22 protein-coding genes are annotated in these 25,031 nt (G+C 41.1%); 12 read left to right on the forward strand and 10 right to left on the reverse strand.

Annotation, left to right across the window (positions count from 1 at the left end; all coding sequences use genetic code 11):
* The first annotated feature begins 324 nt into the window (after positions 1 to 324).
* The 6 genes from CXF88_RS14650 (at position 325) to CXF88_RS14680 (ending at position 6,445) form a co-directional block, all read left to right on the forward strand.
* Entirely contained in the window at positions 325 to 2,001 is a 1,677-nt protein-coding gene (locus CXF88_RS14650) for an AMP-binding protein (protein ID WP_101087514.1), read from the forward strand.
* Between the two features lie 1,337 nt (positions 2,002 to 3,338).
* A complete protein-coding gene (locus tag CXF88_RS14660) occupies positions 3,339 to 3,872 on the forward strand; it encodes a hypothetical protein (protein WP_101087516.1) in 534 nt (177 codons plus the stop codon).
* A gap of 116 nt (positions 3,873 to 3,988) precedes the next feature.
* Positions 3,989 to 4,408, forward strand: coding sequence for a hypothetical protein (locus CXF88_RS14665; protein WP_101087648.1), 420 nt, complete (start codon positions 3,989 to 3,991; stop codon positions 4,406 to 4,408).
* A gap of 120 nt (positions 4,409 to 4,528) precedes the next feature.
* The gene (locus tag CXF88_RS14670; protein WP_101087517.1) at positions 4,529 to 5,308 is read left to right on the forward strand and encodes a hypothetical protein; all 780 of its coding nucleotides are present in this window, start codon (positions 4,529 to 4,531) and stop codon (positions 5,306 to 5,308) included.
* Positions 5,309 to 5,418: 110 nt separating this feature from the next.
* Entirely contained in the window at positions 5,419 to 5,931 is a 513-nt protein-coding gene (locus CXF88_RS14675) for a hypothetical protein (protein ID WP_101087518.1), read from the forward strand.
* 181 nt (positions 5,932 to 6,112) lie between these two features.
* On the forward strand, positions 6,113 to 6,445 hold the full coding sequence (locus tag CXF88_RS14680; protein WP_101087519.1) for a hypothetical protein: 333 nt from the start codon (positions 6,113 to 6,115) through the stop codon (positions 6,443 to 6,445).
* Between the two features lie 216 nt (positions 6,446 to 6,661).
* Here the strand turns inward: CXF88_RS14680 and CXF88_RS14685 are convergent, their stop codons facing one another.
* Together CXF88_RS14685 and CXF88_RS14690 are read right to left on the reverse strand one after the other, a co-directional pair.
* On the reverse strand, positions 6,662 to 7,789 hold the full coding sequence (locus tag CXF88_RS14685) for a zinc-binding dehydrogenase (RefSeq protein ID WP_101087520.1): 1,128 nt from the start codon (positions 7,787 to 7,789) through the stop codon (positions 6,662 to 6,664).
* A 139-nt stretch (positions 7,790 to 7,928) separates the two neighbouring features.
* Positions 7,929 to 8,606, reverse strand: coding sequence for a glutathione S-transferase (locus tag CXF88_RS14690; RefSeq protein ID WP_101087521.1), 678 nt, complete (start codon positions 8,604 to 8,606; stop codon positions 7,929 to 7,931).
* 221 nt (positions 8,607 to 8,827) lie between these two features.
* Here CXF88_RS14690 and CXF88_RS14695 point away from each other — a divergent pair, with 221 nt between their 5' ends.
* The 3 genes from CXF88_RS14695 (at position 8,828) to CXF88_RS14705 (ending at position 11,794) form a co-directional block, all read left to right on the forward strand.
* Positions 8,828 to 9,739, forward strand: a complete 912-nt coding sequence (locus CXF88_RS14695; protein WP_101087522.1) for a LysR family transcriptional regulator — start codon at positions 8,828 to 8,830, stop codon at positions 9,737 to 9,739.
* A 436-nt stretch (positions 9,740 to 10,175) separates the two neighbouring features.
* Positions 10,176 to 10,598, forward strand: a complete 423-nt coding sequence (locus tag CXF88_RS14700; protein ID WP_101087523.1) for a hypothetical protein — start codon at positions 10,176 to 10,178, stop codon at positions 10,596 to 10,598.
* 335 nt (positions 10,599 to 10,933) lie between these two features.
* Positions 10,934 to 11,794 (forward strand): hypothetical protein, encoded by an 861-nt coding sequence (locus CXF88_RS14705; protein ID WP_101087524.1) that lies wholly within the window; start codon positions 10,934 to 10,936, stop codon positions 11,792 to 11,794.
* A 38-nt stretch (positions 11,795 to 11,832) separates the two neighbouring features.
* Here the strand turns inward: CXF88_RS14705 and CXF88_RS14710 are convergent, their stop codons facing one another.
* The 5 genes from CXF88_RS14710 to pdsR all read right to left on the reverse strand — a co-directional run bounded on the left by CXF88_RS14710 (position 11,833) and on the right by pdsR (position 17,162).
* Positions 11,833 to 12,027, reverse strand: coding sequence for a hypothetical protein (locus CXF88_RS14710; protein WP_101087525.1), 195 nt, complete (start codon positions 12,025 to 12,027; stop codon positions 11,833 to 11,835).
* A 423-nt stretch (positions 12,028 to 12,450) separates the two neighbouring features.
* Positions 12,451 to 12,876 (reverse strand): hypothetical protein, encoded by a 426-nt coding sequence (locus tag CXF88_RS14715; RefSeq protein WP_101087526.1) that lies wholly within the window; start codon positions 12,874 to 12,876, stop codon positions 12,451 to 12,453.
* A gap of 67 nt (positions 12,877 to 12,943) precedes the next feature.
* Positions 12,944 to 14,134: a cystathionine beta-lyase gene (locus CXF88_RS14720; protein ID WP_101087527.1), complete on the reverse strand. Its 1,191-nt coding sequence runs from the start codon at positions 14,132 to 14,134 to the stop codon at positions 12,944 to 12,946.
* Positions 14,135 to 14,297: 163 nt separating this feature from the next.
* On the reverse strand, positions 14,298 to 16,469 hold the full coding sequence (gene pdsS, locus CXF88_RS14725) for a proteobacterial dedicated sortase system histidine kinase (protein WP_101087528.1): 2,172 nt from the start codon (positions 16,467 to 16,469) through the stop codon (positions 14,298 to 14,300).
* A gap of 3 nt (positions 16,470 to 16,472) precedes the next feature.
* Positions 16,473 to 17,162 carry a proteobacterial dedicated sortase system response regulator gene (gene pdsR / locus CXF88_RS14730; protein ID WP_011637090.1) on the reverse strand — a complete coding sequence of 230 codons (690 nt, stop codon included), beginning with the start codon at positions 17,160 to 17,162 and terminating at the stop codon, positions 16,473 to 16,475.
* Between the two features lie 262 nt (positions 17,163 to 17,424).
* Here pdsR and pdsO point away from each other — a divergent pair, with 262 nt between their 5' ends.
* The 3 genes from pdsO (at position 17,425) to CXF88_RS14745 (ending at position 21,097) form a co-directional block, all read left to right on the forward strand.
* Positions 17,425 to 18,192 carry a sortase-associated OmpA-like protein PdsO gene (pdsO, locus tag CXF88_RS14735; protein WP_101087529.1) on the forward strand — a complete coding sequence of 256 codons (768 nt, stop codon included), beginning with the start codon at positions 17,425 to 17,427 and terminating at the stop codon, positions 18,190 to 18,192.
* 89 nt (positions 18,193 to 18,281) lie between these two features.
* On the forward strand, positions 18,282 to 20,450 hold the full coding sequence (locus CXF88_RS14740; RefSeq protein ID WP_101087530.1) for a marine proteobacterial sortase target protein: 2,169 nt from the start codon (positions 18,282 to 18,284) through the stop codon (positions 20,448 to 20,450).
* Between the two features lie 14 nt (positions 20,451 to 20,464).
* On the forward strand, positions 20,465 to 21,097 hold the full coding sequence (locus tag CXF88_RS14745) for a class GN sortase (RefSeq protein ID WP_101087531.1): 633 nt from the start codon (positions 20,465 to 20,467) through the stop codon (positions 21,095 to 21,097).
* A gap of 82 nt (positions 21,098 to 21,179) precedes the next feature.
* On the opposite strand, the gene ilvN is transcribed toward CXF88_RS14745, so the two are convergent.
* The 3 genes from ilvN to CXF88_RS14760 form a co-directional block, all read right to left on the reverse strand.
* Positions 21,180 to 21,674, reverse strand: coding sequence for an acetolactate synthase small subunit (gene ilvN / locus CXF88_RS14750; protein ID WP_101087532.1), 495 nt, complete (start codon positions 21,672 to 21,674; stop codon positions 21,180 to 21,182).
* Complete coding sequence (locus tag CXF88_RS14755) at positions 21,674 to 23,392, reverse strand: acetolactate synthase 3 large subunit (protein ID WP_101087533.1); 1,719 nt, start codon at positions 23,390 to 23,392, stop codon at positions 21,674 to 21,676. The genes ilvN and CXF88_RS14755 overlap by 1 nt, the downstream gene beginning before the upstream one ends.
* Positions 23,393 to 23,789: 397 nt before the next feature.
* Positions 23,790 to 24,950 carry a multidrug effflux MFS transporter gene (locus tag CXF88_RS14760; RefSeq protein ID WP_101087649.1) on the reverse strand — a complete coding sequence of 387 codons (1,161 nt, stop codon included), beginning with the start codon at positions 24,948 to 24,950 and terminating at the stop codon, positions 23,790 to 23,792.
* Positions 24,951 to 25,031 lie beyond the last annotated feature (81 nt).

Consider the following 25,031-nt stretch of genomic DNA (forward strand, 5'->3'; position numbering starts at 1 on the left):
ACAGATATGAAAAAGTCGCCATGGCGATTTATCCTGCTTTTTAGTTCATGTGTCTGACTAACGAAGCTTACTTTAACAACAACCCCTGATACATGTATGTGCCACAGTAGAAACTGTCATGATAATGTAATAGCTGAATGTTTTTTTATTGATGAATAAAGATAGAGTGAAGCGGAAAAGCGATAAAAGCAGGGATGAGTCACACTCCGAGAGATTAGCTACTGATAACCCCCCTAGAACAGTAGTTAATTCATTGAATTCAGTCTATTATTTTTATACTGATTAGGTAAATTAATTTACAATAGTGATGTTTAAACAACATTAATGATGGCTATAATGACAAATGATAAACCGTGGCTAACACAATATCCTGAGGATGTGCCTGCAAAAATAGATTCAAGTATGTATAACAATATCAATGATTTGTTTAAAGAGTCTTTTAATGCGCATGCTAAAAAAGCAGCATATATTAATATGGGACATAGCTTATCCTATCAAGATCTCGAAAGTAAAAGTAACGCTTTTGCTGCTTATCTACAATCTGAACTAAAAATGAAAAAAGGCGAACGAATCGCCTTGATGATGCCTAATTTATTGCAATATCCCATCACTATTTTAGGTGCATTAAAAGCAGGACTCATTATTGTCAATGTTAATCCACTTTATACTCCTCGAGAGTTAAAACATCAATTACGAGACTCAGGGGCCAGTGCTATTGTTGCCGTAACAAATTTTGGTAATAACCTTCAGCAAATACTGCATGAGACTAACATTAAGCATGTTATGTTAACCAAAATCGGCGATGAGTTAGCTATGCATAAGCGTACATTGGTTAACTTTCTTATCAAACATGTCAAAAAAATAGTGCCTAAATATCATATTCCCGACGCTATTTCATTGCGTAGAGCATTAACCGAAGGCAAGAAACTTCCCTTTATTGATCCCCAAATAACAGTAGATGATTTAGCATATCTCCAATATACAGGTGGAACGACGGGTCCTGCGAAAGGGGCAATGCTGACTCATAGTAATATTATTTCTAATGTTCTACAGGTTCATGCTCATTTTAGCCCAAGAACCTTATATGATAAGGAATATGCAGTAACCCCACTTCCGCTTTATCATATTTTCGCCAACTCAGTGAGTATGATGTTTATGCTCTTTCTCGGTGCAACGAATCTACTCATTACCAACCCAAGAGATATAGATGGTTTTGTAGCAGATTTAAGTAAATATCCATTCACAATGGTTTTTGGTTTAAATACACTTTTTAATGGTCTAAACAATCATGCTGGTTTTCAAAAATTAGATTTTAGTCACGCTCGTTTTACTATTGCAGGTGGAATGCCGACGCAGAAACATATTGCTGATCGTTGGCAACAGCTCACTGGAATGCCTGTCATAGAAGGTTATGGCTTAACTGAATGTTCCCCAGTAGTCGCTGCAGGTACTCATCAACAACAATCATTTATTTCTTCAATTGGTGTCCCTTTACCCAGCACTGAACTTCGTATCGTTAATGATGAACATGAACCTTTAGGTCCTAACCAAATTGGTGAAATTCAAATTAGAGGGCCCCAAGTGATGAAAGGCTATTGGCAACAAGAAGCCGAAACTAATACTGTAATGCATGCAGGAGGTTGGTTAAGCTCTGGCGATATAGGAAGAATGGATGACGATGGGATTTTTTATATTGAAGACCGTAAAAAAGATATGATTCTAGTATCGGGATTTAATGTTTTTCCAACTGAAATTGAAGAAGTTGCAACCCTTCACCCTCACATCATCGAAGCTGCGGCCATTGGCATTCCTGATGACGCCACAGGTGAAAAAGTTAAATTATTTATTGTACGCAAAGGTAATGTGACCGTTGATGAAATAAAAAAACATTGTAGAAAATATCTTACCGGTTATAAAAACCCAAGGATAATCGAATTTAGAGATGAATTGCCAAAATCAAATGTTGGCAAGATCTTACGTCGAGAATTGCGAGATTCATAGGCGCTATTACTAACGTGCTAAGGATAATCAACATATTTGGTATTGATATGAGGCGCAGCCGAACAAATCCGACGAAACCTCATTCACATGCTGACTGAGGTTTCCGTCAACGGCCATTTCAGCAATTTGGTGCGAGAAAGGCCATGTGAGCTTCACGCATTCTTGTATAAAGAGTTTTCAACGGCCTCAAGTTCAGAGTTGAATCACACCTTTTGAAAGTAAAATCTTTAACTTATTTATGCCCCAAAGTTGGTTAGGCTATGGCCTGCGGCCACTAACGTCGTGGCGCTTCGCCCACACCAGAGCAAATGGGTAAAGCGCTTGTACCCCTTTGCAAACCCTCAGCGTTCCGGCAATATTTTCTGAACAGCGAAAATGTCGCAACGGAAATTAATCGAGCTTTTGGCCTCGTTTGAATCCTTCTTCGGTCAACTCTTTATAGTAAAGAATGAAAATGCTAACGCTTCCGATGGTACATCCTGTACCGCGAAAGTTAAGCTCACCATCCATGGCCAGCTCACGTATTCTTTTATAAAGAGTCTTCAACGTGCTCAAGTCCAGAGTTGAATCACACCATTTCCAAGTCAAGAAAACTAACTCGTTTTTGCCCCAAAATTTGTTTGGGCTATGGCCTACGGCCACTAACGTCGTGGTGCTTCGCCCACACCAGACCAAGAGGAAACCAACGGCTGTTCCCTCTTGGATCACCCAGCCGCCCCGCAACATTTTCGCTATTTACGAAACAACAGCTGCGAAAAGGTCGCCATGGGGTAGATCCAGCTTTTAACTTTATTTTTAGTCAGCCTCGGCCTTATTCGAAAATGCTAACGCTTCCGATAGGCCATCCTTGGCCAACGAAAGCTAGCCTGACGTCCTGTCAGGCTCACGCTATTTTCTTCAACGTCCTCAAGTTCAGAGTTGAATCACACCATTTCCAAGTCAAGAAAACTAACTCGTTTTTGCCCCCAAAGTTTATTTCAAATATGAACCTGTGGCTACATCATCCCAGACGAAAAAAGCTAATATGTTGTGTGTACTGTATACAAAAACAGTTGTAATGGTTTTTCGTGCTTTTTTAAGTTAAACCGGCTAATAAGTAAACTAAAGTAGTACGATAAATAATTTGTTTATTTTGTAATGTATTGAAATAAATGTGTTTTTATTTCCTGTTGAATATTGTGTCCACTTTTAACGCGCAACCTCGCTTTTTATTTGTCAGTGGAGTTAAATAAAACTGCTTTACATCAAGAAGATAGTAAATGTAGGATGATATTAATCAATAACTTAAAAGGGCGACTTTAATTTTTTTTGCCCTTCAATAAGCTGTTAGAGTACTCATGAGATTAGCATTCTTTATATCTATATTATTTCTAATTAGCTCCTGTGCAAAACACGAGCAGCTATTAGATTTTAGTGGGGAATTTAAGCTTTCAACTGATGTAGCACATTTCATGTATGTTCAAACTATACCAAGAATTATTAACGGCAAAACATGTGACTACGCTGTAAAAGAATACGAAGTAATTAAGACCTTTAAAGGTGAACTAAAGCAAGGTGAATTAATTAGAGTTTTAGCTACGGGTAATGAAGCTAAGGGCGACGAAAGTATTTTACTACTTTACCGAGAGAGTATTGATGATTATAGAGAGCCTAATAATTGCGTTGTTGATAGGGTTCAAAACTATAAATCTGTAATGCTGTCATATGTTATTAAGAAAGACTCCGCTTCTAACAAGAGTGTTGTTTTCTTTGAAATGCCTAATTCTGAAACTAGAGGCCCTGACATATTAATTGGCTTACGAGATGTATATAGTAAGCTAGAAGAATTTGGTGAAAAGTACTCTAACAAGGCAATAAAGTCGGATTCGTAACAGTTTGCTCGGTTCCACTTCGTTTCACATTTTAGCAAACTGTTACTCACCGCTTATTGCGGCGTTAGGCATATACAGGAAGTATTGTGTTAGATTCAAGTACAAATAAACCTCTTATGTTAGGTGCATTCTTCAGCGCAGTTGCTGCTGTAGCTCATCTAGGATGCATTATATTTGGTGGTGATTGGTATCGCTTCTTCGGTGCTGGTGAACAAATGGCTAGGATGGCAGAGTCAGGAGAGTCTTACCCTACTATTGTTACATCTGTTTTGGTTTTACTACTTTTAACTTGGTCTGCTTATGGGTTATCTGGTGCAAAGTTAATCATCAAACTTCCGCTTTTACGTACAGCTTTAGTTCTTATATCATCTATTTATGTATTACGTGGCGTATTATTCTTTATGTTAATACCTATATTTCCTGAAAATAGTATTACATTTTGGGTTGTAAGCTCCACAATATGTTTAAGTATCGGTATGCTATATTCTGTTGGTACTTATCAAAGCTGGTCAAAGTTAAGTGTAAAATATGCCTAACAAGGCATTGCAAAGGACTAAAAACAGTTGGCCGTTGCTCGTGCCTCGCTATTTTAGCCAACAATTTTTAGCCTCTGAATGAGGCGTTAGCTCTCTATTGTATTTACACAGGCAACCTCGATGAATTTATCACCATGGGCAAAAGGTCCATTAGAACTAATAAAGCATGCATTGGAACATTTAAATGACGGTGGAGACACAGATCGTCGTATTGCTTTGATTGGCTTTGATAATGCAACAGAGGTGTGCGTGGATGTATTTATTCGATTACCGCCAAAGCTTCGTAACAATTATGAAATTAAACGAGAAGATGTAACTAAACACCTACGCAGTTTTAATAGCAAAATTGGTTTTGTAGAAGATTATATTAATGAAAAAGCTATAGAAACAGACCTTTCTATTAATGAACTTCTTTGGTATCACACATTACGTAATGAACTTTATCATTCTGGCAATGGGATGGTTCCTGAACTCCATGTATTAGAGGGGGCGAGAGATAATTGTTTAGCTGTTTATAGTTGCATATTTAGTGTCGATGCATTTGAAATGCTAGGAGTTAATAAAGAGGTAAAAGAGCAAGATATGCCATTTGTTTCTCAAAATATTGAAATGGAATATCTTCGAACATTTATTGAATTTGAAAAAAGTTTAAGAAAGTATGTAGTAAAGCGTAAAGGTCCAGAAAAAGCGAAACGGGGTGCATTTATGCACATTCGTGAATTTGGAGGAGAGCTAGGTTTTACTCCAGATCTACTTAATAGGCTACGTGAAGCTAATCAAATGAAAAATGGTATCGTTCATGGCGATGACGAGATATTAATACCTGATTTCAATTACGAAACTGCTACAGATACTCTGATTGAAGCAAATGAATTAGTAAACTGTAAGCTAGAGAGCTAACAAGACACTTAAAACGAAACTAAAACAGTGGGTTAGGTTTCGCTTCGCTCCACATTACGACCCACAATTTTAGTCCGCATAGCAAGGCGTTAGGGCTCTAAGGAGAGAGTGTGGAAGCATCAGAGTTAGAGTGGACATTTTCACCACACATGTTAGAAACAGCTCATCATTACTATGAAGCTGCAAAAATTTTATACCCTCATGGAAACTTAGGACAGGTTGCAGTTATAAATGCAGCATTAGCAATAGAAATTGTCTTCAAAAGCTTCAACTCATCTGTTTCCGCAAACGAAGGTAAATTGAATGAAAAATATGATTTTCAGCGCAATAAGCTTTCGAACAGAAGGGACGCACATAACCTAATAGAGCTCTATGAGCTTTTGCCTAAAGAAATCAAATGTAAATTCCGTGATAAATTTACACTTGATATGCTAAAAAAATATAAAAATGTATTTACCGCAGATAGGTATTTTTACGAAAAAACTGCTCGGAGTTCATACTCAGGCACACTTATTGACATTGCAGGGAAGTTAATCCATATCTCGGCATTAATTTATAAAGAAAAAGGTTGTACTGATATTTGGGTTGAAAATTATCCAAACGTATCAAGCATTAGAGCTTAGGTTGCACAAAGCGAGTCCTAATCGGATAGCCGGACACAGGATAACATGGCCACCCACGATTGTTGTTCGAGAAGATAGAACGTCAATATGGCATTCAAGAGTTGGCCTAACAAATCATTGTAGTCGGAATTTTTCTCGCTTCGCTCCCAAAGTTCCGGTGAGTGAAGCGTTGGTAAATAATATGAATTCATTCTTTATCCGTCTGGGTTATAAATCAGATCATAATTTGATCGAGTTTAGCGGTGATCACAGATCTGGTGATTTTCCTGATGTCCTTTACATATTGAAAAATGCTCTCAAGCCTTCAAGAATTATAATGGAAGACTACGTAACTGATGATTATGTTTGGAAAGTCGAATTTGAGAGAGGGATCTTCGAATTAAATGATGATTGGGGTGGCTTGTTTATTATCCCTAAAACCAATCATAAAAAAGTAATCGAGCAGATTTCAAAAATACTAGTTTCTTCAGGCTCTTTTAAGGAGATTCAAGTTGATAAAAGCAAATACACATAACAAGGTTAGGCATGCTCGCCTTCGGCTGGAACTCCTGAAACTGTCATCTTATGTGCAAAAGGTCGAAAAAAATCCGTCCAAGATACAAGATAACATGGCCACCCACGATTTTTGCTATGATGAACAGGCAAATAAAAAGCAGATACTATAATCAGTATCTGCTTTTTATTACGTTAACAATTAATCACTTAAACGGTTATGATCTTTGAGGGTTAACTACTTATGCGGTGTAATTAAGTACTTCTCACCAGTAGCATGTTTAGAATAACCCGCTATTGATTTTAATTGTAATACTTCAGCCAATGACACTTCATGGGTGTAGTGGCTAGCAAATGTGGTGGTGATTTCATCTGCAACACGTTTACGCATCGCCATAACCGTTTTCGTGCCTAACTTGGCTAGCGCATTGAATAATAAGAAGCCATTAACACCCCATGCAAAACCGAAGTTACGATTTAGAGTAATAGGGCCGCGGTCTAATGCGCCATAAATATAAGCTTGCTTGAAAGTGTCAGAACCATAAACGCTGTGTTCTTTCATATCGCGCGATGCAGCCACTTCCATACAGTTAAGAATGTCACTGGTTAATTTACCGCCACCAATTGGGTCAAACGCAATCGTTGCACCTGTTTCAATAATTGCTGCGGTTAAGTCAGCTAGGAAAGTATCACTGCTTGAGTTAACAACGTATTTTGCGCCCATGTCACGTAATAGCGTTTCTTGTTCCGCTTTACGGACGATGTTAATTAAATCGACGCCATCGGCAATACAAATACGGTTTAACATTTGGCCAAGATTAGACGCAGCTGCTGCATGAATAATGGCTTTATGGCCTTCAGCACGCATTGTTTCGACCATTGCTAATGCCGTAAGCGGATTAACAAAAGAAGATGCACCTTCTTTAGCGGTAGTGCCTTGTTTCAATTCTAGGCAGCTTTGCACATTGGCACATAGGTACTGACGATACGTTCCACCGCCAATGACAGCAACGGTTTTACCCATTAATGCTTGCGCTGCAGGCGATGAACCCGCTGCGACAACGGTTCCTGCACCTTCATTACCAACAGGAATGGCTTTACCGACTCGGGTTTTAACCGCTGGCATAAATTTAGCCGGAACATCCGCAATAATAGCGGGGCTTTGTTCAGTGCCTGCTTGTGTCGCAGTAGTCATATCTGCAGCGCTGAACAGAACGGCTAAATCAGACGGATTTAATGGCGCAGCTTCAATGCGAATAACCACTTCATCGGCACCTGGTTGTGGCATGTCGATGTTTTTTAACGCAAGCGTTAATTTATTGTCTTCGCTGATCAATGAAGTCAGTTGGATATTGGTATCTGTCATTGGGATTCTCTCCTGCAAAATAATTAATTCATTGAGCCAATCACTTTATGGTATTGGCTATTTCTGTTTGTAATTGAATTCAAGTCAAACGTCAGTATTGATTGTTTTTATCGCTAATATCATTTCGTATAAATAAGTATTATCCAGCGTTCGCCGCTTGGATTTGAGCTTTCACTTTTTGCATAAATTCGGGCATGTTTGCTAGGCGATCGGATTCCACCTGTTGGGCAATAACCGTTTGGCTCATGGCATCTTTCCACTGTTTCATGCCTGGTATTTCAGCCAGTACATCCCAGTTAAGCTGGCTCGAGCCAAACGAGCTGACTATGGTGTTGACGTAATAAACGTAGATATCTGCCATGGTGAATTGTTCGCCGGCAATCCAAGGTGAAAACTGACACAAACGACTTAAACCGGTAATGCCACGGGTTAACACTTGGCGGACCTCAGCTTTAACCGATTCAGGAACTTCTGTGCCAGAAAATGCATAAGGTATAAGTCGTCTGCTTGGCAGTTCAAAATAAAGCTCTGCCATTTTCATAATTTGACGCACAACTGCACGCTCTCCGGCATTTTCAGGGTATAGCGACGTTGCAGGGTAAGTCTCTTCGATAAAGTCGCAAATAACACTCGACTCTGAAATATTCAGTCCTTCAGTCGTTGTGATAGCAGGTACTTTGCCAGCTGGACTGACTTTCAGTAACTCGTCACTACCACCGTAAATAAGGTTTTCTTGAAATGGCAGTTGTTTGTATAGCAGTACATGTTTCACTAGGTTGTAATAGTTGCTAGCAGCAAAACCGTGCAAAGTAATCATAAGTCAGTGTCCATCATTTACGTGAAGGTTGGTGTTAATTGCTGAAAAATGCAATTAACACCTCTGCTTTTAACACGCGGCAACAGGGTTAAGGTTGCAATGTTTAAGTTAACTGTATTATTACCTGTTTTAATTTGGTTATATATAAGGGAAAATGCTAATCACTATTGCTTTTAAGACAATAATAAAGCTAAAGTACTTAGATTTAATGGAGAAGTAAGTTGGATCAACTACGTGCAATGCGGTATTTCAGTAAGGTAGTAGAAACGGGCAGCTTTACCAAAGCGGCGAGTGCGTTTAATGTGCCGCCATCATCCTTGTCTAGACGAGTTGCTGATTTAGAAAAGAGTTTGGGGGCGACCTTGTTAAAGCGTTCGACCCGAATCGTTAAACTAACCGAAGTGGGGCAAATTTATTATAACGATGTACAGCAAATATTGAATCAACTAGCGCAAAGTAATGAAACGGTTCGTAGTTACCAAACAACGCCAATGGGGCGTTTACGGATCAGTTCGATGGTGGGTTTTGGTGAAAAGATATTACTGCCGTTGTTAGATGAATTTAGCGCGTTATACCCTCAAATTGTTTTAGATGTCAGTTTAAGCGACGAGTTATCAACACTCGGACGTGACGATGTCGATATTGCTATTCGCGGTGGTTACGCGCCCAATGAGCGCGTGTTAGCAATAAGACTGATGGACAATGGCTTTATTCCTGTGGCGTCACCAAGTTACATAGAGAAACACGGTGTGCCTAACAATGCGATGGAATTAACGCAACATAATGGCCTGTATTTTAAAGCGCCAACAGGGCCAACGCCTTGGTTATATAATATGAACGGTCAATGGCATGACGTTTCAGGGCCGGCGGTGGCGATTTCAAATAACGGACCCTGGCTGGCGAAAAAGGCTTGTGATGGGGAAGGTATCTTAATGTCAACTCGATGGGCGTTAGCGTCTTATCTTGAGTCTGGTAAATTGCTAGAACTTAAGTTTGAACATGAGTTAGCTATCACTCAACATTCTGATATGGCGGTTTATTTATTGTATCAAAAACAGCGTTACTTAGTCCCAAAAGTAAAAGCGGCAGTAGACTTTTTAGTGGAAAGAATAAAAGTAACAAATGATCGTTAGAAAGCGCCATTCTCTTTCGTGGTGCCGTGGAGCTTCATTTCTGATACTTACTTGTTTTGTCATTATGACTTTCAACGTAAATATTTCTTTTGAAGCAAATTAAATAGTCTGTAATGGTCAAGTATTTCTAGAGAGATTTTAAGCCGCTTTTATTCAATATTTTATGCCGCGCACTTCCTACTATTTGGGTGTCAAAGTACTGCAATACGGTCTCCCAAGATTGCTCGGTAAATAAAGCAGAGTTTATTTACTCTTTCAAAATAATGATTAAAAATGGCCAGACCAAGATAAACTATCGTTAGTCTAGAAGGCATGCCTTACTTTAATAGTGTCGGAAGCTATCGCACTTCAAGCTAAAGAAGTGATGTTAATTAATTATAGGTAGGGAGTTGTCCGAGGTTGGATAATAAGCGATTAACTGTAAAAGGAGCTCGTCATGCAGTATAAAAACACTCAGCTTGGAATCGCGATGCTTTCAGTTATGGGAATTGTAACATTAGTGCTTATCTTTGCTTCGGCAACTCAACCTACCGAACCGATCGGATTTGCGTATTTAATTGTAGGTGTGGTTTCAATTCTTTTTTCAGCATTAACAATCAAAGTTGAAGATGGGAAAGTTAAATGGTTTTTTGGTCCAAAATTTTGGAATAAATCAATAAAAATATCTGAAATTGAGTCGACACAAGAGATAAGAACAAAATGGTACTATGGGCTCGGCATCCGGTTAATCTCAACTGGATGGTTATATAACGTTTCTGGTCTAACGGCTGTTGAATTAAAACTTAAAGATGGCACAACGGTTTGTCTGGGTACAAACGATCCAGAAAATCTAATAAAGGCTATTAAGCAAAGTAGCTGACTTGTGTTCGTTCATTGCAAGTTTGAGTCAACTATTTTCCGCCTTTTACTGTGCTCGTTACTATCTCGCTTCTGTCCCGAAACGATTTAGATAGTGAGCAAATCATATCGTCAGTCGCGGGGGGAACCACTCCATTATGAATAGCAAACCCACTAACAGCCCAATTGTTGAGCTGCTTCTAGCATGTTAAGCTCAATCTAGAATGTCTGCCGATAATGGTTAGCATTATTGAAAATAGTATTTTTATTAATAACTTGCTATTGTTTCACTAAGTTTTAAGGTTCCTTTAATCGCTTATTTTAAAGGTTCGTTTTTATAGAAAATGTGGATAGCAAATGATTGATGCGGTTTGTACTTATGGTGGGCAAAAGCACACTTTTTCAATTTTGAAATTTCAGGCGTTAACTGAAACAGAAATTGAAAAGTTTAGGCAATTTTTACAATGCCCTGAGTGCAAAGGAAAAGCTTACTATCGTAAGAGAAGCTCAGACGGTAAAGCGGCGTGTTTTGGCTCTAGATATCATGTTGCAGAATGCGATGAAGGTCATTTTTCAACTCAACGAGACCGAGAGAATCGGCATAGCGTAGAAGTGAATAAAGTCATTTCAGATGCTGATATTATTAGCATTGATTTCATGTTATCAAACACCAAAAAGCCAGTTACAGAGGTGCAAACGGTTGCCTCTACATCAAGCCTCACCTCAAGCAGCCTCCCAAAAATCGATAATGCCAGTCGTAAACACAATGGCAACAATGAACAAACCAAGGTCAAAGTGCTAGGGCTGGAGAAAATACTCAATAGCCTAATGCGTGGTAGCGACTTAGCTGAGTCGAGTACTTTGATTGAGCTTGATACGGGTTATAAATTCAAAGCGAAGAATTTATTTGTTAACTTTGCCGAGGCTGAGCCAAGCGATAATGCTAAACAGGCAAAGCCTAAAATGTACTGGGGTACGATTTCGCATCTAGACAAAGAACTTGATTGGTTAAATCCATCTGATTGTACTGATGTTGGCATTCCTATCTCTAAATTTAAATCGGCAATATTAGAACGTTTCAATGTATCGGAAGGGCGTCAGTTAGAAGGTGCGGGGATTATTTTGTTTGGAAAATGTTTTTGGAACTCAAAGAAGACACGCAAGATAATTGAACTGTGGAATGCAGACAGAATTTTCATATCAGTACTTGAAGACTAATCTGCAATAAGCCGTTTAGCCATTAAAGGCATACAGGCTTATATCACAATATGTTGTTTACAAAATTGAAGCAGCTTTTTGATAAATGGCATATTTGGTTTTACAGTCGTGTTTGCCGCACTTTTGCTATTGGATTGACCTTTGAGTCGATCTTCTCTTATTTTACGCCGATCATCGGCACGGTTAGCGACTTCGGCAAACTGTTGTCGTTGTGCCAATGTCATGCTTGCCATAAAGCTCCGAAAAGGAACTTTGGGCGTGGCAGCGGCTAGGTTAGTTTTTGGTGTGCTACACATAGTTAAACTCTAGTTGGCAAATACTGGTGTACTTAATAAGACCGACAAGAGTGAGATAACATTTCATTTGTGGCGTAATTTACATTTGACGGGCGATATCATCACATAAGTACGCTCAGATATTTATCACTTCTATAATTCCCTAAAGTATGTTTTGAACAACTGTTTTGCTAAATGATTGCTAATAGTTTTGGCAACTATTGACTAAACGTTTGGTAAACTGCTTAGTCTTTGTTTTTATGACTATTATTGATAATAAAAAGCCCTGAGACGATGACGACTCAAGGCTTAGATTGATGGCAATGTTGACTAGCAAGATATGTTCACCTTGCTTTGTTTAGCGCTCAAATTCGGATTCTGTTAAATACGTGCCATACGTTTAAGCAGTAACAACCACAATACAGGGAGCAGTAAGATATAGAAAAATAGCACTTTTGCACCGATATCACCGTAGAATAAGGTGTTGTTTACAAACCTTACAATACCCATAGGATCCCATGGCATGTAATGGATATTACCGTGTAATAACATAGCGCCTAAAATCATAATGGTAATGGCAATCCATTGTCTTGCGGGCTCGTAACTTCTCACTAGAAACGCAGGGATTAACGCGGCTAAGCCGATACCAACAAAGTTCTGTGCAAGGTGAGCCAGTATTGGATATTCACTGCTATTAAACCACCACAATAAGTTACCAGCAGCAGACTGGCCAATTGCCACGATAGTTAATGCATAATAGCCAATGCTAATACACAGGCTGAGTATGACTAATTTGATGATATTCATTTATTCCCTTATTGTTTGAACATTCCATTAACGTTTTTTGCAAAACGTTTCAGCAGCTGAGTAGAAGCTACTTTTGTAGTATTGCATTATATCGGCTAAATGCCGTATCGAGATCGGCAATTAAATCGTCGGCATCTTCAAGTCCAATATGTAAGCGTATTAATGGTTTGCTGCTGTCCCATTGAGTAGCGGTACGGATATTGTTAATACCGAATACCCCTAAAATTAAGCTTTCGAAACCGCCCCATGAAAAGCCCATTTTAAAATGGTCCATGTTTTCAACAAAAGCTGTGACTGACGCTAAGTCGCCTTGCTTAAGTACAAATGAGAACAAACCGTTACCGCCGCTAAAATCGCGTTTAAAAAACTCGTGACCTGGGCAAGTATCAAATGCTGGATGACGGACATGATCCACTTCTGCACGAGTCACCAACCAATTCGCCACTTTTAAGGCATTTTTATTATGTTGTGCCATACGTACCCCTAGGGTACGTAAGCCTCGCGCAGCTAAATAGACGTCATCCGGCGAGGTAGTTTGGCCCATTAAGTAACTGTTTTCGCGCAGTTGTTCCCAATGCTGTTCATTGGCAGTGGCGGTACCCATCATCACATCTGAATGGCCGACAATGTACTTGGTGGCGGCTTGAATAGAGATGTCGACACCCATATCAAATGGACGAGAATTAATCGGTGATGCCCAGGTATTATCCAGCATTACAATGACATCATGTTCGTGAGCGATACGGCTAAGCGTCGGTACATCTTGCACTTCCATGGTGATAGAACCTGGTGATTCTAAAAATAATACCTTGGTGTTAGGACGAATTAACTCACGAATGCCTGCGCCAATCATTGGGTCGTAATAGGTGGTTTCGATGCCAAAACCTGCTAGCATTTTATTGCATAAATCGCGCGTTGGTTCATAGGCGGTGTCGACCATTAATAAATGGTCGCCACTTTTTAAAAATGATAACAAAGCGCTGCTGATCGCGCCCGCACCAGAAGGGTATAACGCCGTGCCAGCTCCACCTTCAAGTTCGCATATGGCTTGTTGAAATGAAAAATGGGTTGGGGTGCCGCGACGACCGTAAAACATTTCACCGTTGGTTTTGTTTTTAATCGCAAAACGCATCTCATCCATGGTGTCGAACACCACGGTAGAGGCTCTAAATACTGGCGGATTAATAATGCCTTTAGTGAACTTTTTGTCGCGGCCAACGTTAACAATTTGGGTGGCCAGTTTATCGTCTTTGCTCATGTTGTTATTTCCATTATGTGTAGAGTCCATGGTTTATGTTTTAGCTAATGTTTATTAGCAAATATCAATGACATGGATAAATGCGCTACGGTGAATGATCTACTGATGTTTATCATCCTAGCACCAACAAACCTAAATAAAAGCGCCTAAATGCTGTGGTTGACTATTTTTCATCACTCAAGGGTAACGTCAGGCATATTTCAACCCCTTCAATGTCGTTCTCTATTATGTTGGTTGCTTTAATGCTGCCATGGTGAAAGTCGGTAACTAATCGGGCAATGTATAAGCCTAAACCAAGATGAGGCTTACCATTAATACCTTGAGGCCTGATAGACACCATAGATTCAAAAATTTGGCTGTTCATGTCTTTTGGCAGTAAAGGACCAATGTTACTGACTTTTAATATTGCCTGTTTATGATATTGGGTCAGGCTGACGGTGATGGCGCTGTCGGGCTGATGAAATTCAATGGCGTTGTTGATCAGTTTATCCATTAATTGGGCGATGTATTCCGGTACACCGTCGCAAGACATGGCTTTATCTTCAATGTGGATGCTAAAGAGCTGGTCTGGATAAGTCATTTGATAGCCTTGCATACAACCGCTAATCACTTTCTTTAATGAAAAACGACAGCTTTCAGCTTGGGTTAAACTGGCTTCCAAGCGAGTTGCTTCGCTTAAGTTATTTAAAATAAGGTGTAGGCGGCTGACACCTTCTTGGGCACGGCTAACATATTTTTGTGATTGCTCGTCCAGTTGTTGCAAACCTAAGTGTTCAAGTGAGCTGCGCACCACGGCAACAGGGGTACGCAGTTCGTGCGATAAACGCGACGACATGTTTTCTAAATAATGAGTGTATTGCCCAAGGCGACTGACAATACTTGAAAAGCTGCGTGACAAATCACCGATTTCATCTCGGTTTTTTGATGCCACAATCTGCTGTCTTACTCGGCCCTGGCTGTCGATGGCGAGTTCAGCCTGATCACGTAAACGGCGGATGCGGCTTGAAATACTCGAGGCAAAAATAAACAAGGCTAATGTGCCCATGCTCATAATAGTTAATATGACGTTAAACAGTTTTTCCAGGGCGCGGTTACGCAGGCTGCGAATGCCGTGAGTGGTTTCTTCTGCAATAACGACTCCCATGACTTTATCGTCAATCCAAATTGGGCTTGCTGCGGCTAATACTACGGCTTTGTTGTCTGGCGTTAAGCGCCATGTAGAGCCTTGTTTGCCGCTTAAGGCTTTTTCAATGTGGCTACCAGTGAGTTCAGTTGAATCTTGCAGTGAATCGATAAAGTCTTGTGGCGGACGAGTTAATATTTTGTAGTATAACGGCAGAATATATTGCTGTTTAAAGTGCAGCCAAAAAGACTCAGGTTGATTGACCTCGATATCATCTGCCCAGGTGTTGGACGATGAACGAATATCACCCGATTTTGCCAGTACGCGGCCATGATTATCGACGACCCAAATACGTGAGCTGTTGTGGCTCATGCCTTTAATGATATTTTCAATTTCAGGCGAGGGCACTAACACCGTGCCTAAACTGGCTACTGAGTCGGTGGCTGAGGTACCAATAACATTCACTAATTGACGTGTTTTTGTATCGTTTACATTATGTATCGCAAAGCCTAATTTGCTGCCTACCATTTCAAGTGGCAGTCTAAACTCAATATTGTATCCCTTGTCGGTTTTTAACCACTGGCCTTGAATGCGCACTTCTGGGGTAACGGGCATCGATTGGCTGGGGTCGGCGGGTAATTCAAACGCACTAAGCCAACCACTTTGGGTATTGGCAATAATATAACGCCTGAACATGCCATCGGGCGATTGAGTTGCCATGACTAAGTGATCGTTTCTATCAATGCGTAAGCTTTTACGGTTACGAAAAATCAAACTCGGGTCATTGACGTTGAAAAAGCCGTATAAATAGCCGCCGTATTTGCCCACCATATGACTAAAGCTAATATCGATTGGCTCAGTTTCGCTGCGCTGATAAATAACATGTTTGTCTGAATAGTTGAGGGTGCGATGTTGGTATAAGTCCCAGTCACTCAGTTTACCGTCGAGTTGAATGGGCCCAGCTAACGGGTAGGCGTATAAGTCGCGGCCTTTTTCAACTTGGTTTAAAAAGCTGGCTTGGTTATCAAATAATTTTGGTCGCTCATGTAGCGCCGTAGCAAGCGCTTGAGTGGTGCCTTCAAGGGTTTTTTCTTGGCCATAACGCAGGTACTTCTCCATTTCCCACACATATTCATACCCAAGCCATGGTAGGCAGAGTAAAAACAGCGACAAAATGACGACCTTGGCACGCAGCCCTATCGGTAAATTCATCTGTTAGATATTGTCCCAGCGGTAGCCCATGCCATAAACGGTATCGATACAGTCAAACTCAGCGTCGATAACGATAAACTTTTTCCTAATGCGCTTAACGTGCGAGGTGATTGTGCTGTCGTCGACGTAAATTTTAGCTTCTTGCATTAAATCCTGACGGCTGCGCACATGTCCTGGATGTTTGGCCATGGCATGAACCATCCAAAACTCGGTCACGGTCAGTTCAATGGGTTGCGATTTCCAATATACCTGAATGCGATTGCCATCGATGGTGAGGTGGCCGCGCTCAAGTAAGTTGTCTTCTATTGGGCTTGAACCGATTAATTCTGAACGGCGAAACAGGGCGGCAATACGGGCCATTAAATGGGGGAAACTGACTTCTTTTGTTAAATAATCATCGGCCCCTAAACGCAGACCACACACGGTGTCAAAGTCACTGTCGCGTGCAGTTAAAAAGATGATTGGTAGGCTGCTCGACATTGCACGCAGTGCCTGGCATAGGGTAAAGCCGCCGTCTATTTCATGCTCTAAACCAATATCAATAATGGCTAGGTCTGGTAAGCGGGCATTAAAGGCGAGCATGGCTGCGGGGCGATTTGCATAGGCTTGAACACTATACCCTTGCTGTTGCAGGACATCTTTGTAGTTTTCGCGGATAGCGGCTTCGTCTTCAACAATGGCAATTCGTTTCATGGGATGATTTCAATTAATAGGCTGATAATTAGATACAGTACTGACTATACAGGATTTTATCGACCAAAAAAGCCGTTGACGGCAATTGCCATATTGTTGCCACATTTGATCGCCACATTGCCATTTTTGCTCCCCAATAAAGCCACCTATGAGGTGTTTAATAGCGACATAGAGTTAATCAGCAACGCATTAACTCATGTATTGATGATAACCATCATTTTTTTAAACAACCACTTTAAACAACCGCTAAAAGGGATTCTTTATGAAAAAGCAACTTATTGCCGCAACAATTATTTCTACCATGATGATTTCAAACGTCAGTTGGGCAAATGACAATGACCATGGCATGAGCGAAGAGCGCGAACACACAGAAGAGCTAGTGGGTTTGAGCTCTGGGATTTTACTCGGTGCTGTTATCGGCGGCCCAGTGGGTGCCATTATTGGTGCATTTACCGGTACGTTTATTGGTAAGTCGGTTGGCGATGAAGCAGAACTCAGCGTCCAGAAACAACAATTAGTGCAGCAAGAACAAAAATTAACGCAAACTAACGAGCAATTAATGGCATTGAGCACTAAGCAGCAGTCGTTGGAGCAAGTGTCGGAGAAATATTATCAATTACAGTCTAACTTGGCTGAACAAAAAGCGAATCAACAACAAACGCTTAATGAGTTAACCATTGGAATGAATGTGCAGTTTAAAACCGGTTCGAGCCATATTGAGCCGTTATTTGAACAACAATTAGATAATGTGGCTTACATGATGAGCTTGTCACCAGAATTGACCGTAGATTTAACCGGTTATGCCGACCGCCGTGGCGATAATGATTTCAACCAAGCCTTGTCTGAACAGCGTTTAGCTGAAGTGACACAATACTTAGTTACCCAAGGCATTGCCCGCGAGCGTTTGCATGGACAGGCTTATGGTTCAACGTTGCCAATGCACCAGGAACAAAATTTTGAAAACGACTTTTTTGATCGTCGGGTGACGCTCAAGTTATTAGCCCCAGGTGCTGAACTTGCTGCTAACTAAATTTACACGTCGATTTTCCTTTTTGTTTTGAATATTACCCATCTAGGCGCAAACATTGATGTTGTAGCCTAAATGGGTGAGGAGCGAGTATGCGCCCGTTGTTGTTAATCTCACATTTGTCTATTAAACCTGTTTGTAAATCGCTGTGTTTTGGTTTGTTGTTTGTCATTTATGCCAGTATTACAACGGCATTTGCATCACCGTCTGGGTATCAAGAAGACGATATCACTCAAGGAACATTAGAGTACTTTCAACAAAATCAAGTGATACAAGCTTTTGCGCTAGATACACAAGTGAGCATGGATGTGTCGGGATTACTCAATCGGGTCACCGTTAAGCAAGTGTTTATCAATGATTCTGATCAATGGGTGAATGGGCGATACCTATTTCCGTTACCTGAAACTGCAGCGGTCGATAGCATGCAGTTACGCATTGGCGACAAAGTCATAGCAGGACAAATACAACCTAAAAAACAAGCATTACAGACTTTTGAAACTGCCAAGAAACAAGGTAAACAAGCGAGTTTGTTACAGCAACAACGACGCAATTTGTTTACCTCAGATGTGGCCAATTTAGGGCCACACGAGCAACTCGTGGTAGAAATTAGTTATCAACAAAAGGTTGAGTATCGTGATGGGCTGTTTAGTTTACGTTTTCCATTAGCGATAACACCGCGTTATAACCCGCAAGCAGATCGCACTACCGAGCAGCCGCCATTGGCCATGCCATCGAGCGCTAATACGGCGACATCTGTTAAACAAGTAATACCTGAACTAAATGTGAAGATGCAGGTGAACATTGATGCCGGTTTTGAACTAACCTCATTAAACAGTCTTTATCATCCGATTAAACAGTCTATTGCCGGTAATCATTACAGTGTTAACTTTGACGGCAAGCAAATTGCTGACCGTGATTTTGTGCTGCAATGGCAGGCTAACGTAGGGGCATTACCACAAGCCGCGACGTTTTATCAAACCGGTAAAACCCATGTGATAAACAATAGCGTTGGACATGAACAGACAGCACAAAGACAACCAAATCCGGTTGATAACAATATGTACTCGCTCTTGATGTTAATGCCGCCGAGTGTGGAAGTGAGCGAGCAACACCTTATTGCCAGAGAACTGATTTTAGTTATCGATACGTCTGGTTCTATGTCTGGCCAGTCTATTACTCAAGCCAAGCAAGCATTACAGTTCGCACTAGCGGGACTGCGTGACATCGACAGCTTTAATATTATTGAATTTAATAGTGACGTAACAATGTTATCTGCCACGCCATTGTCTGCTAATAGCCGTAATATTGGTAAAGCAAACCGATTTATTCAGTCACTAGATGCTGATGGCGGCACCGAAATGCGCAGTGCATTACAAACTGCGCTGGTGGACAGCGTACAGCAAGATTCAGATCAAACCGATGCTCACAGCGAAATGTTACGCCAAGTGATTTTTATGACCGACGGTGCCGTTGGCAACGAACATGAGTTGTATCAGCTTATTAATGATCAATTGGGTGACAGCCGATTATTCACGGTCGGAATTGGCTCTGCACCGAATTCCGATTTTATGCGCCGAGCGGCAACAATGGGTCGAGGAACATTTACCTATATTGGCAATGAGTCTGAAGTGCAGCAAAAAATTGAACAATTACTTAATAAAATTGAGCAACCCGTGCTGACCAATATTGGCTTGTATTATCTTGATGGCAGTGTCCCGGATTATTGGCCGACCACCATTAGCGATTTATACCAAAATGAACCCCTTTGGGTAAGTATTAAATCGGCGTCACACCAACAACAGCCCATCATAGTGTCTGGCAATATTAATGGTCAATATTGGCAACAACAACTTGATTTTGAAGAAAATCAAGCAGCTAAGGGGATTGATTTGTTATGGGCAAATGCGCAAATAACATCACTTGAGCTTTATAAAGACAATGCCAGCCGCGACCGCGTCAATAAGCAAGTTGAAGCATTAGGCTTGTTGTATCACTTAGTGACCAGTCAAACCAGTTTAGTTGCGGTGGATGTGACACCGGTTAACCCATTAATTGATAGCCCTATAGATGTGCAGTTACAGCCGCATATGCCCCATGGATTAAATGCATCGCAGTCGTCGCAAGTATTGCCACAAACCGGTACCGCTAGTCGATTATGGTTATTAATTGGTTTTAGTTTGCTTGGCTTAGGATTGTTGCACTATTTATGGTTAAGGCAGCGCTTACCAGGCCAATTGTTAGTGATTGAATCACATGATTAAACAGGAGCGGAAATATGCAGCGAACAATATCACCGACCAAGCATTGGATTGTGATTGTGCTTCTAAGCGTACTGGGATGTGCATTATTATTACAGGGAGGTTATATGCAAGCTAAAGCCCATTTTGCCCAGTTTTTAATTGAACGGGCTTTTGAAAAAACCTTGGCAGATAGCCAACCACATAAACCCTGGTCTTGGGCAGACACTCATCCGGTAGCTAAGATGCGTGTGTTGCAACAACACAATGATAGCTTGCAACCTTTAGGCAGTGACTTGTACGTATTAGCGGGGGCCTCTGGGCGTAATTTAGCCTTTGGCCCTGGATTAATGTTAGCGGGGGCGGCGTTGGGTGAGCAGGGCAATATGATAATTGCCGGCCATCGAGACAGTCATTTTATGCGTTTACAATACGTTAAGGTTGGCGACATGATTGAGCTTTATAGCACTGCAGGTGAGCGAGTGTTATATCAAATTACTACCACGCATGTGGTGCATGAAACCGACTTAGATGTGCTGGCTCCCACAGCAGAAAGTCATTTAACCTTGATAACCTGTTATCCGTTTGACCAACTGAGTGGCAATGCCGAATATCGCTATATTGTTGAAGCTAAACCAATCGATACAAAACCGCGATACAGTGTGAGTTAGCTATTTATGGCCACTTGTCTTAATTGCAATAAAAAAGCAGAGCCCAATAGGACTCTGCTTTTTTGTGTCAGACAACCTGTAATTAGGCTCTCATTGATTTTTCACCTCGGGCTAAACCAACCACACCAGAACGCGATATTTCAATCACTTTGGTCATATCGGTGATCGCATGGATAAACGCATCAATTTTATCGCTGGTTCCGACCATTTGGATCGTATAAATATTGGCGGTAACATCAACGATTTGGCCACGAAAAATATCAGCAGTGCGTTTGACTTCTTCGCGTTGATCGCCTTGAGCTTTCACTTTAACTAAGGCAATTTCACGTTCAATATAGGCCGACTCGGTAATGTTAGCCACTTTCAAAATATCGATAAGCTTATGCAATTGTTTTTCAATTTGCTCAAGAATATTGGCATCAGCAATCACGGTAATATTTAAGCGTGACAAGGTCACATCTTCAGTCGGCGCAACGGTTAAGCTTTCTATGTTGTAACCGCGTTGAGAAAATAATCCCACCACTCGTGACAAAGCGCCTGGTTGGTTTTCAAGTAATACAGAAATAATACGACGCATTAGCTTTTCTCCGTTTTGCTTAGCCACATTTCGTTCATCGCGCCGCCGCGAATCAGCATTGGGTACACATGTTCAGTCTCGTCTACGCTGATATCAACAAACACTAACTTGTCTTTCATCGCCAACGCTTCAGCCAGCTTAGATTCTAATTCATCTGGATGATTAATGTTCATTCCCACATGGCCATAGGCTTCAGCAATTTTGGCAAAGTTAGGCACAGAATCCATATAAGAATGGGAATGACGACCTGAATAAATCATGTCCTGCCACTGTTTCACCATGCCAAGGAAGCGGTTGTTTAAGTTGATAATTTTAACCGGAGTATCATATTGCAGTGCCGTTGAAAGCTCCTGAATATTCATTTGGATAGAACCATCACCCGTAACGCACACTACAGTCGCTTCAGGGAACGCCATTTTAACGCCCATTGCCGCAGGCAAACCAAAGCCCATGGTGCCTAATCCACCTGAGTTAATCCAACGGCGTGGTTTATCGAACGGATAATATAACGCGGCAAACATTTGATGTTGGCCGACATCCGACGCCACATAAGCGTCACCATTGGTGAGTTTGTACAATGTTTCAATAACTTGCTGTGGTTTGATTCTATCTGTAGTGCGATCGAACTCTAAGCTCTTTCGTGAACGCCAAATTTCAATGTCACTCCACCATGCTGCCATAGCAGTAGCATCATTGGTGTCCTTGGATTCATCAAGTAGATCTAACATGCCGTCTAAAATATTGTCGGCAGAGCCAACAATTGGAATATCGACCCGAACCGTTTTAGAGATAGAAGATGGATCAATATCGATGTGTAAAATGGTGGCGTTAGGACAATATTTTTCAACATTGTTGGTGGTGCGGTCGTCAAAACGGACCCCAATACCAAAGATTAAATCGGTGTTGTGCATTGCCATATTCGCTTCGTATAAACCATGCATTCCTAGCATGCCTAAACTCTGCTTATGGGTGCCAGGAAACGCGCCTAAGCCCATCAAAGTACTCACGACAGGGATGTTTAAACGTTCGGCAAGGGCAAGTATTTGTGCATCACAACCCGAAATAATCGCGCCACCACCGACATATAATACCGGTTTTTTAGCCGCTAACAGGGCTTGCAAACCGCGACGAATTTGTCCTTTATGACCCGATGTAGTGGGGTTATACGAACGCATTTTAACGCTGTCCGGATAAACATAATCATGCAGTATATCTGGGCTTAAACAGTCTTTAGGCAAATCAATGACCACAGGGCCAGGGCGACCGGTAGCGGCAATGAAAAAGGCTTTTTTAACCGTTTCTGGAATGTCTTTTGCATCTGTTATTAAAAAACTGTGCTTAACGATTGGGCGAGAAATACCAATCATGTCGCATTCTTGGAAGGCATCATTACCAATCAAATTACTCGGCACTTGACCAGACAACACAACCAGTGGGATTGAATCCATGTAAGCAGTGGCAATACCAGTAATAGCATTGGTAGCACCAGGGCCTGAAGTGACTAACACGACGCCAACTTTGCCAGTTGCACGGGCATAACCATCAGCCATGTGCACAGCGGCTTGTTCATGACGAACTAGGATGTGTTCAATACCAGATATTTTATGCAGAGAATCATAGATGTCTAATACCGAACCACCGGGATAACCGAAGATATGGCTGACACCTTCATCTATTAATGAGCGCACGATCATACTCGCGCCAGAAAGCTTTTCCATGAAATGAATCCTTGTTAAGTTACCGTATGGTAAACAGTATCTTGTATACAACGACGGTAATCGTTTTAAAAAATAAGTTTGAAGGATAATCCAAACTCGAAGATTGAAATTGCTGTCGCAATATTCAATGGCTGGTTTCATTGTTACTGAACAAGTAACTAGCCTCCATCTTATGTAAATTTATTTTTACTGCAACCCCTTTAGTTAATTATTTTTCAAGGTTGAAATCATTTCATGTTTGTGAACTATTTTTTGGTTGTTGTGATGAGTTTAATGTTTAAGTGCTGCTATTTGCTCGACGAAAGGGGATTGATAGTGTCTATCACCAATAATAAGGCAATAAAAAGACCACTAAAATAGTGGCCTCTGCATAATGTTATTTCAGAAATATTTTGCGTTATTCAGTTTTAGGTAAGGTACTTTGAAAAAACTGACATAATCCGACTAGCAATATTGCGCCAAGCATCAGCGCTGAAAAGGGCACGGCAGTACCATCATAAAAGTACGCCAACAGTGGCCCCGCTACTGCACCAAAACCAAATCTTAGCGTACCAATGACGGCAGTTGCGGTGCCGGTTTCTTGCTTGAACTTCATTAATACAATGGCGTCTGCATTGACCGACATGACCCCGAGCGAACCCATTAAAGGGATAAGCATTAACACGGTAAAATGATAACTTAAATCAAGTAAATTAACCGCTAGTAGGCCGGTTGCGGCAATGACGCCGAAGAATGTTGCTACGTGTAACATCCGTTTTGAGCCGAATCGGGTTACCACTCTAGAGTTAACAATATTGGCGAGCATCAAGGCTCCCACATTGGTGCTAAATAAAATCGCAAACAGCGATTTATCTAAATTAAACACTTCCATGTAAATAAATGGCGAAGCGGTTAAGTAACAAAAGAAAGCAAATGACGTTAATACACCGCTGGATAAATTCAGTTTAACGCCATTGCGAGCAAAGACTGTGTAGTAACCGCCTAAAAATGATTTTTGGCTGCGACCGCCTAAGTCCTTATCGCTGGGCATTTTTAGTTTAAATAATACTAATACCAATAATGTGATGGCATAACAACTTTGGCTTAAAAAGATAAGATGCCAATCCCCGAGCTCCATAATTAAACTGCCCAAAGTAGGGGCGAGTAATGGTGCTAACATCATGATAAGACTTACATAAGACATACCTTTGGCGGTGTTGTCGCCATAGATCTCTTTAATATAACCCGGTACCACAACCGTGGCAGCTGCGCCAATGAGAGCTTGTGCAAAACGCAATATTAAAAACTGTTCAATACTGGTACTAAGTGCAATTAACAAACTGATAATGGTGAAACCTAACAACCCAAAAATCACCAGTGGTCGACGACCAATTTTATCGGCAAGGGGGCCAAAAATCAGCATGCCTAAGGCATAACCTGCAAGATAAATACTGAGTGACTGTTGTACTGTGGTGATGTCGGTCTCAAAACCTAATGCCAGCATGGACATTGCCGGTAAGTACATGTCTATGGCTAAAGGCGTAATGGCGACAATAGCGGCAAGCATAGGGATTAGCATCGCTAAGTGGGGAATACCCGCAGAGACTGGAGACGAGTCGAATTTTGATGGCGATACCACGTGAACCTCATGTGCTTTAGG

The organism is Shewanella sp. ALD9 (assembly GCF_002836315.1).
GTDB lineage: Bacteria > Pseudomonadota > Gammaproteobacteria > Enterobacterales > Shewanellaceae > Shewanella.

What these genes read in the sequence shown, in the direction of transcription:
- pdsR (WP_011637090.1), bottom strand. Translation starts at nt 17,162, where the DNA reads ATGAAACGAATTGCCATTGTTGAAGACGAAGCCGCTATCCGCGAAAAC.
- CXF88_RS14740 (WP_101087530.1), top strand. Translation starts at nt 18,282, where the DNA reads ATGCGCCCGTTGTTGTTAATCTCACATTTGTCTATTAAACCTGTTTGT.
- CXF88_RS14670 (WP_101087517.1), top strand. Translation starts at nt 4,529, where the DNA reads ATGAATTTATCACCATGGGCAAAAGGTCCATTAGAACTAATAAAGCAT.
- pdsO (WP_101087529.1), top strand. Translation starts at nt 17,425, where the DNA reads ATGAAAAAGCAACTTATTGCCGCAACAATTATTTCTACCATGATGATT.
- CXF88_RS14705 (WP_101087524.1), top strand. Translation starts at nt 10,934, where the DNA reads ATGATTGATGCGGTTTGTACTTATGGTGGGCAAAAGCACACTTTTTCA.
- pdsS (WP_101087528.1), bottom strand. Translation starts at nt 16,469, where the DNA reads ATGAATTTACCGATAGGGCTGCGTGCCAAGGTCGTCATTTTGTCGCTG.
- CXF88_RS14690 (WP_101087521.1), bottom strand. Translation starts at nt 8,606, where the DNA reads ATGATTACTTTGCACGGTTTTGCTGCTAGCAACTATTACAACCTAGTG.
- CXF88_RS14680 (WP_101087519.1), top strand. Translation starts at nt 6,113, where the DNA reads ATGAATTCATTCTTTATCCGTCTGGGTTATAAATCAGATCATAATTTG.
- CXF88_RS14685 (WP_101087520.1), bottom strand. Translation starts at nt 7,789, where the DNA reads ATGACAGATACCAATATCCAACTGACTTCATTGATCAGCGAAGACAAT.
- CXF88_RS14715 (WP_101087526.1), bottom strand. Translation starts at nt 12,876, where the DNA reads ATGAATATCATCAAATTAGTCATACTCAGCCTGTGTATTAGCATTGGC.
- CXF88_RS14755 (WP_101087533.1), bottom strand. Translation starts at nt 23,392, where the DNA reads ATGGAAAAGCTTTCTGGCGCGAGTATGATCGTGCGCTCATTAATAGAT.
- CXF88_RS14650 (WP_101087514.1), top strand. Translation starts at nt 325, where the DNA reads ATGATGGCTATAATGACAAATGATAAACCGTGGCTAACACAATATCCT.
- CXF88_RS14710 (WP_101087525.1), bottom strand. Translation starts at nt 12,027, where the DNA reads ATGGCAAGCATGACATTGGCACAACGACAACAGTTTGCCGAAGTCGCT.
- CXF88_RS14745 (WP_101087531.1), top strand. Translation starts at nt 20,465, where the DNA reads ATGCAGCGAACAATATCACCGACCAAGCATTGGATTGTGATTGTGCTT.
- CXF88_RS14700 (WP_101087523.1), top strand. Translation starts at nt 10,176, where the DNA reads ATGCAGTATAAAAACACTCAGCTTGGAATCGCGATGCTTTCAGTTATG.
- ilvN (WP_101087532.1), bottom strand. Translation starts at nt 21,674, where the DNA reads ATGCGTCGTATTATTTCTGTATTACTTGAAAACCAACCAGGCGCTTTG.
- CXF88_RS14760 (WP_101087649.1), bottom strand. Translation starts at nt 24,950, where the DNA reads ATGCTAATCCCTATGCTTGCCGCTATTGTCGCCATTACGCCTTTAGCC.
- CXF88_RS14660 (WP_101087516.1), top strand. Translation starts at nt 3,339, where the DNA reads ATGAGATTAGCATTCTTTATATCTATATTATTTCTAATTAGCTCCTGT.
- CXF88_RS14665 (WP_101087648.1), top strand. Translation starts at nt 3,989, where the DNA reads ATGTTAGGTGCATTCTTCAGCGCAGTTGCTGCTGTAGCTCATCTAGGA.
- CXF88_RS14720 (WP_101087527.1), bottom strand. Translation starts at nt 14,134, where the DNA reads ATGAGCAAAGACGATAAACTGGCCACCCAAATTGTTAACGTTGGCCGC.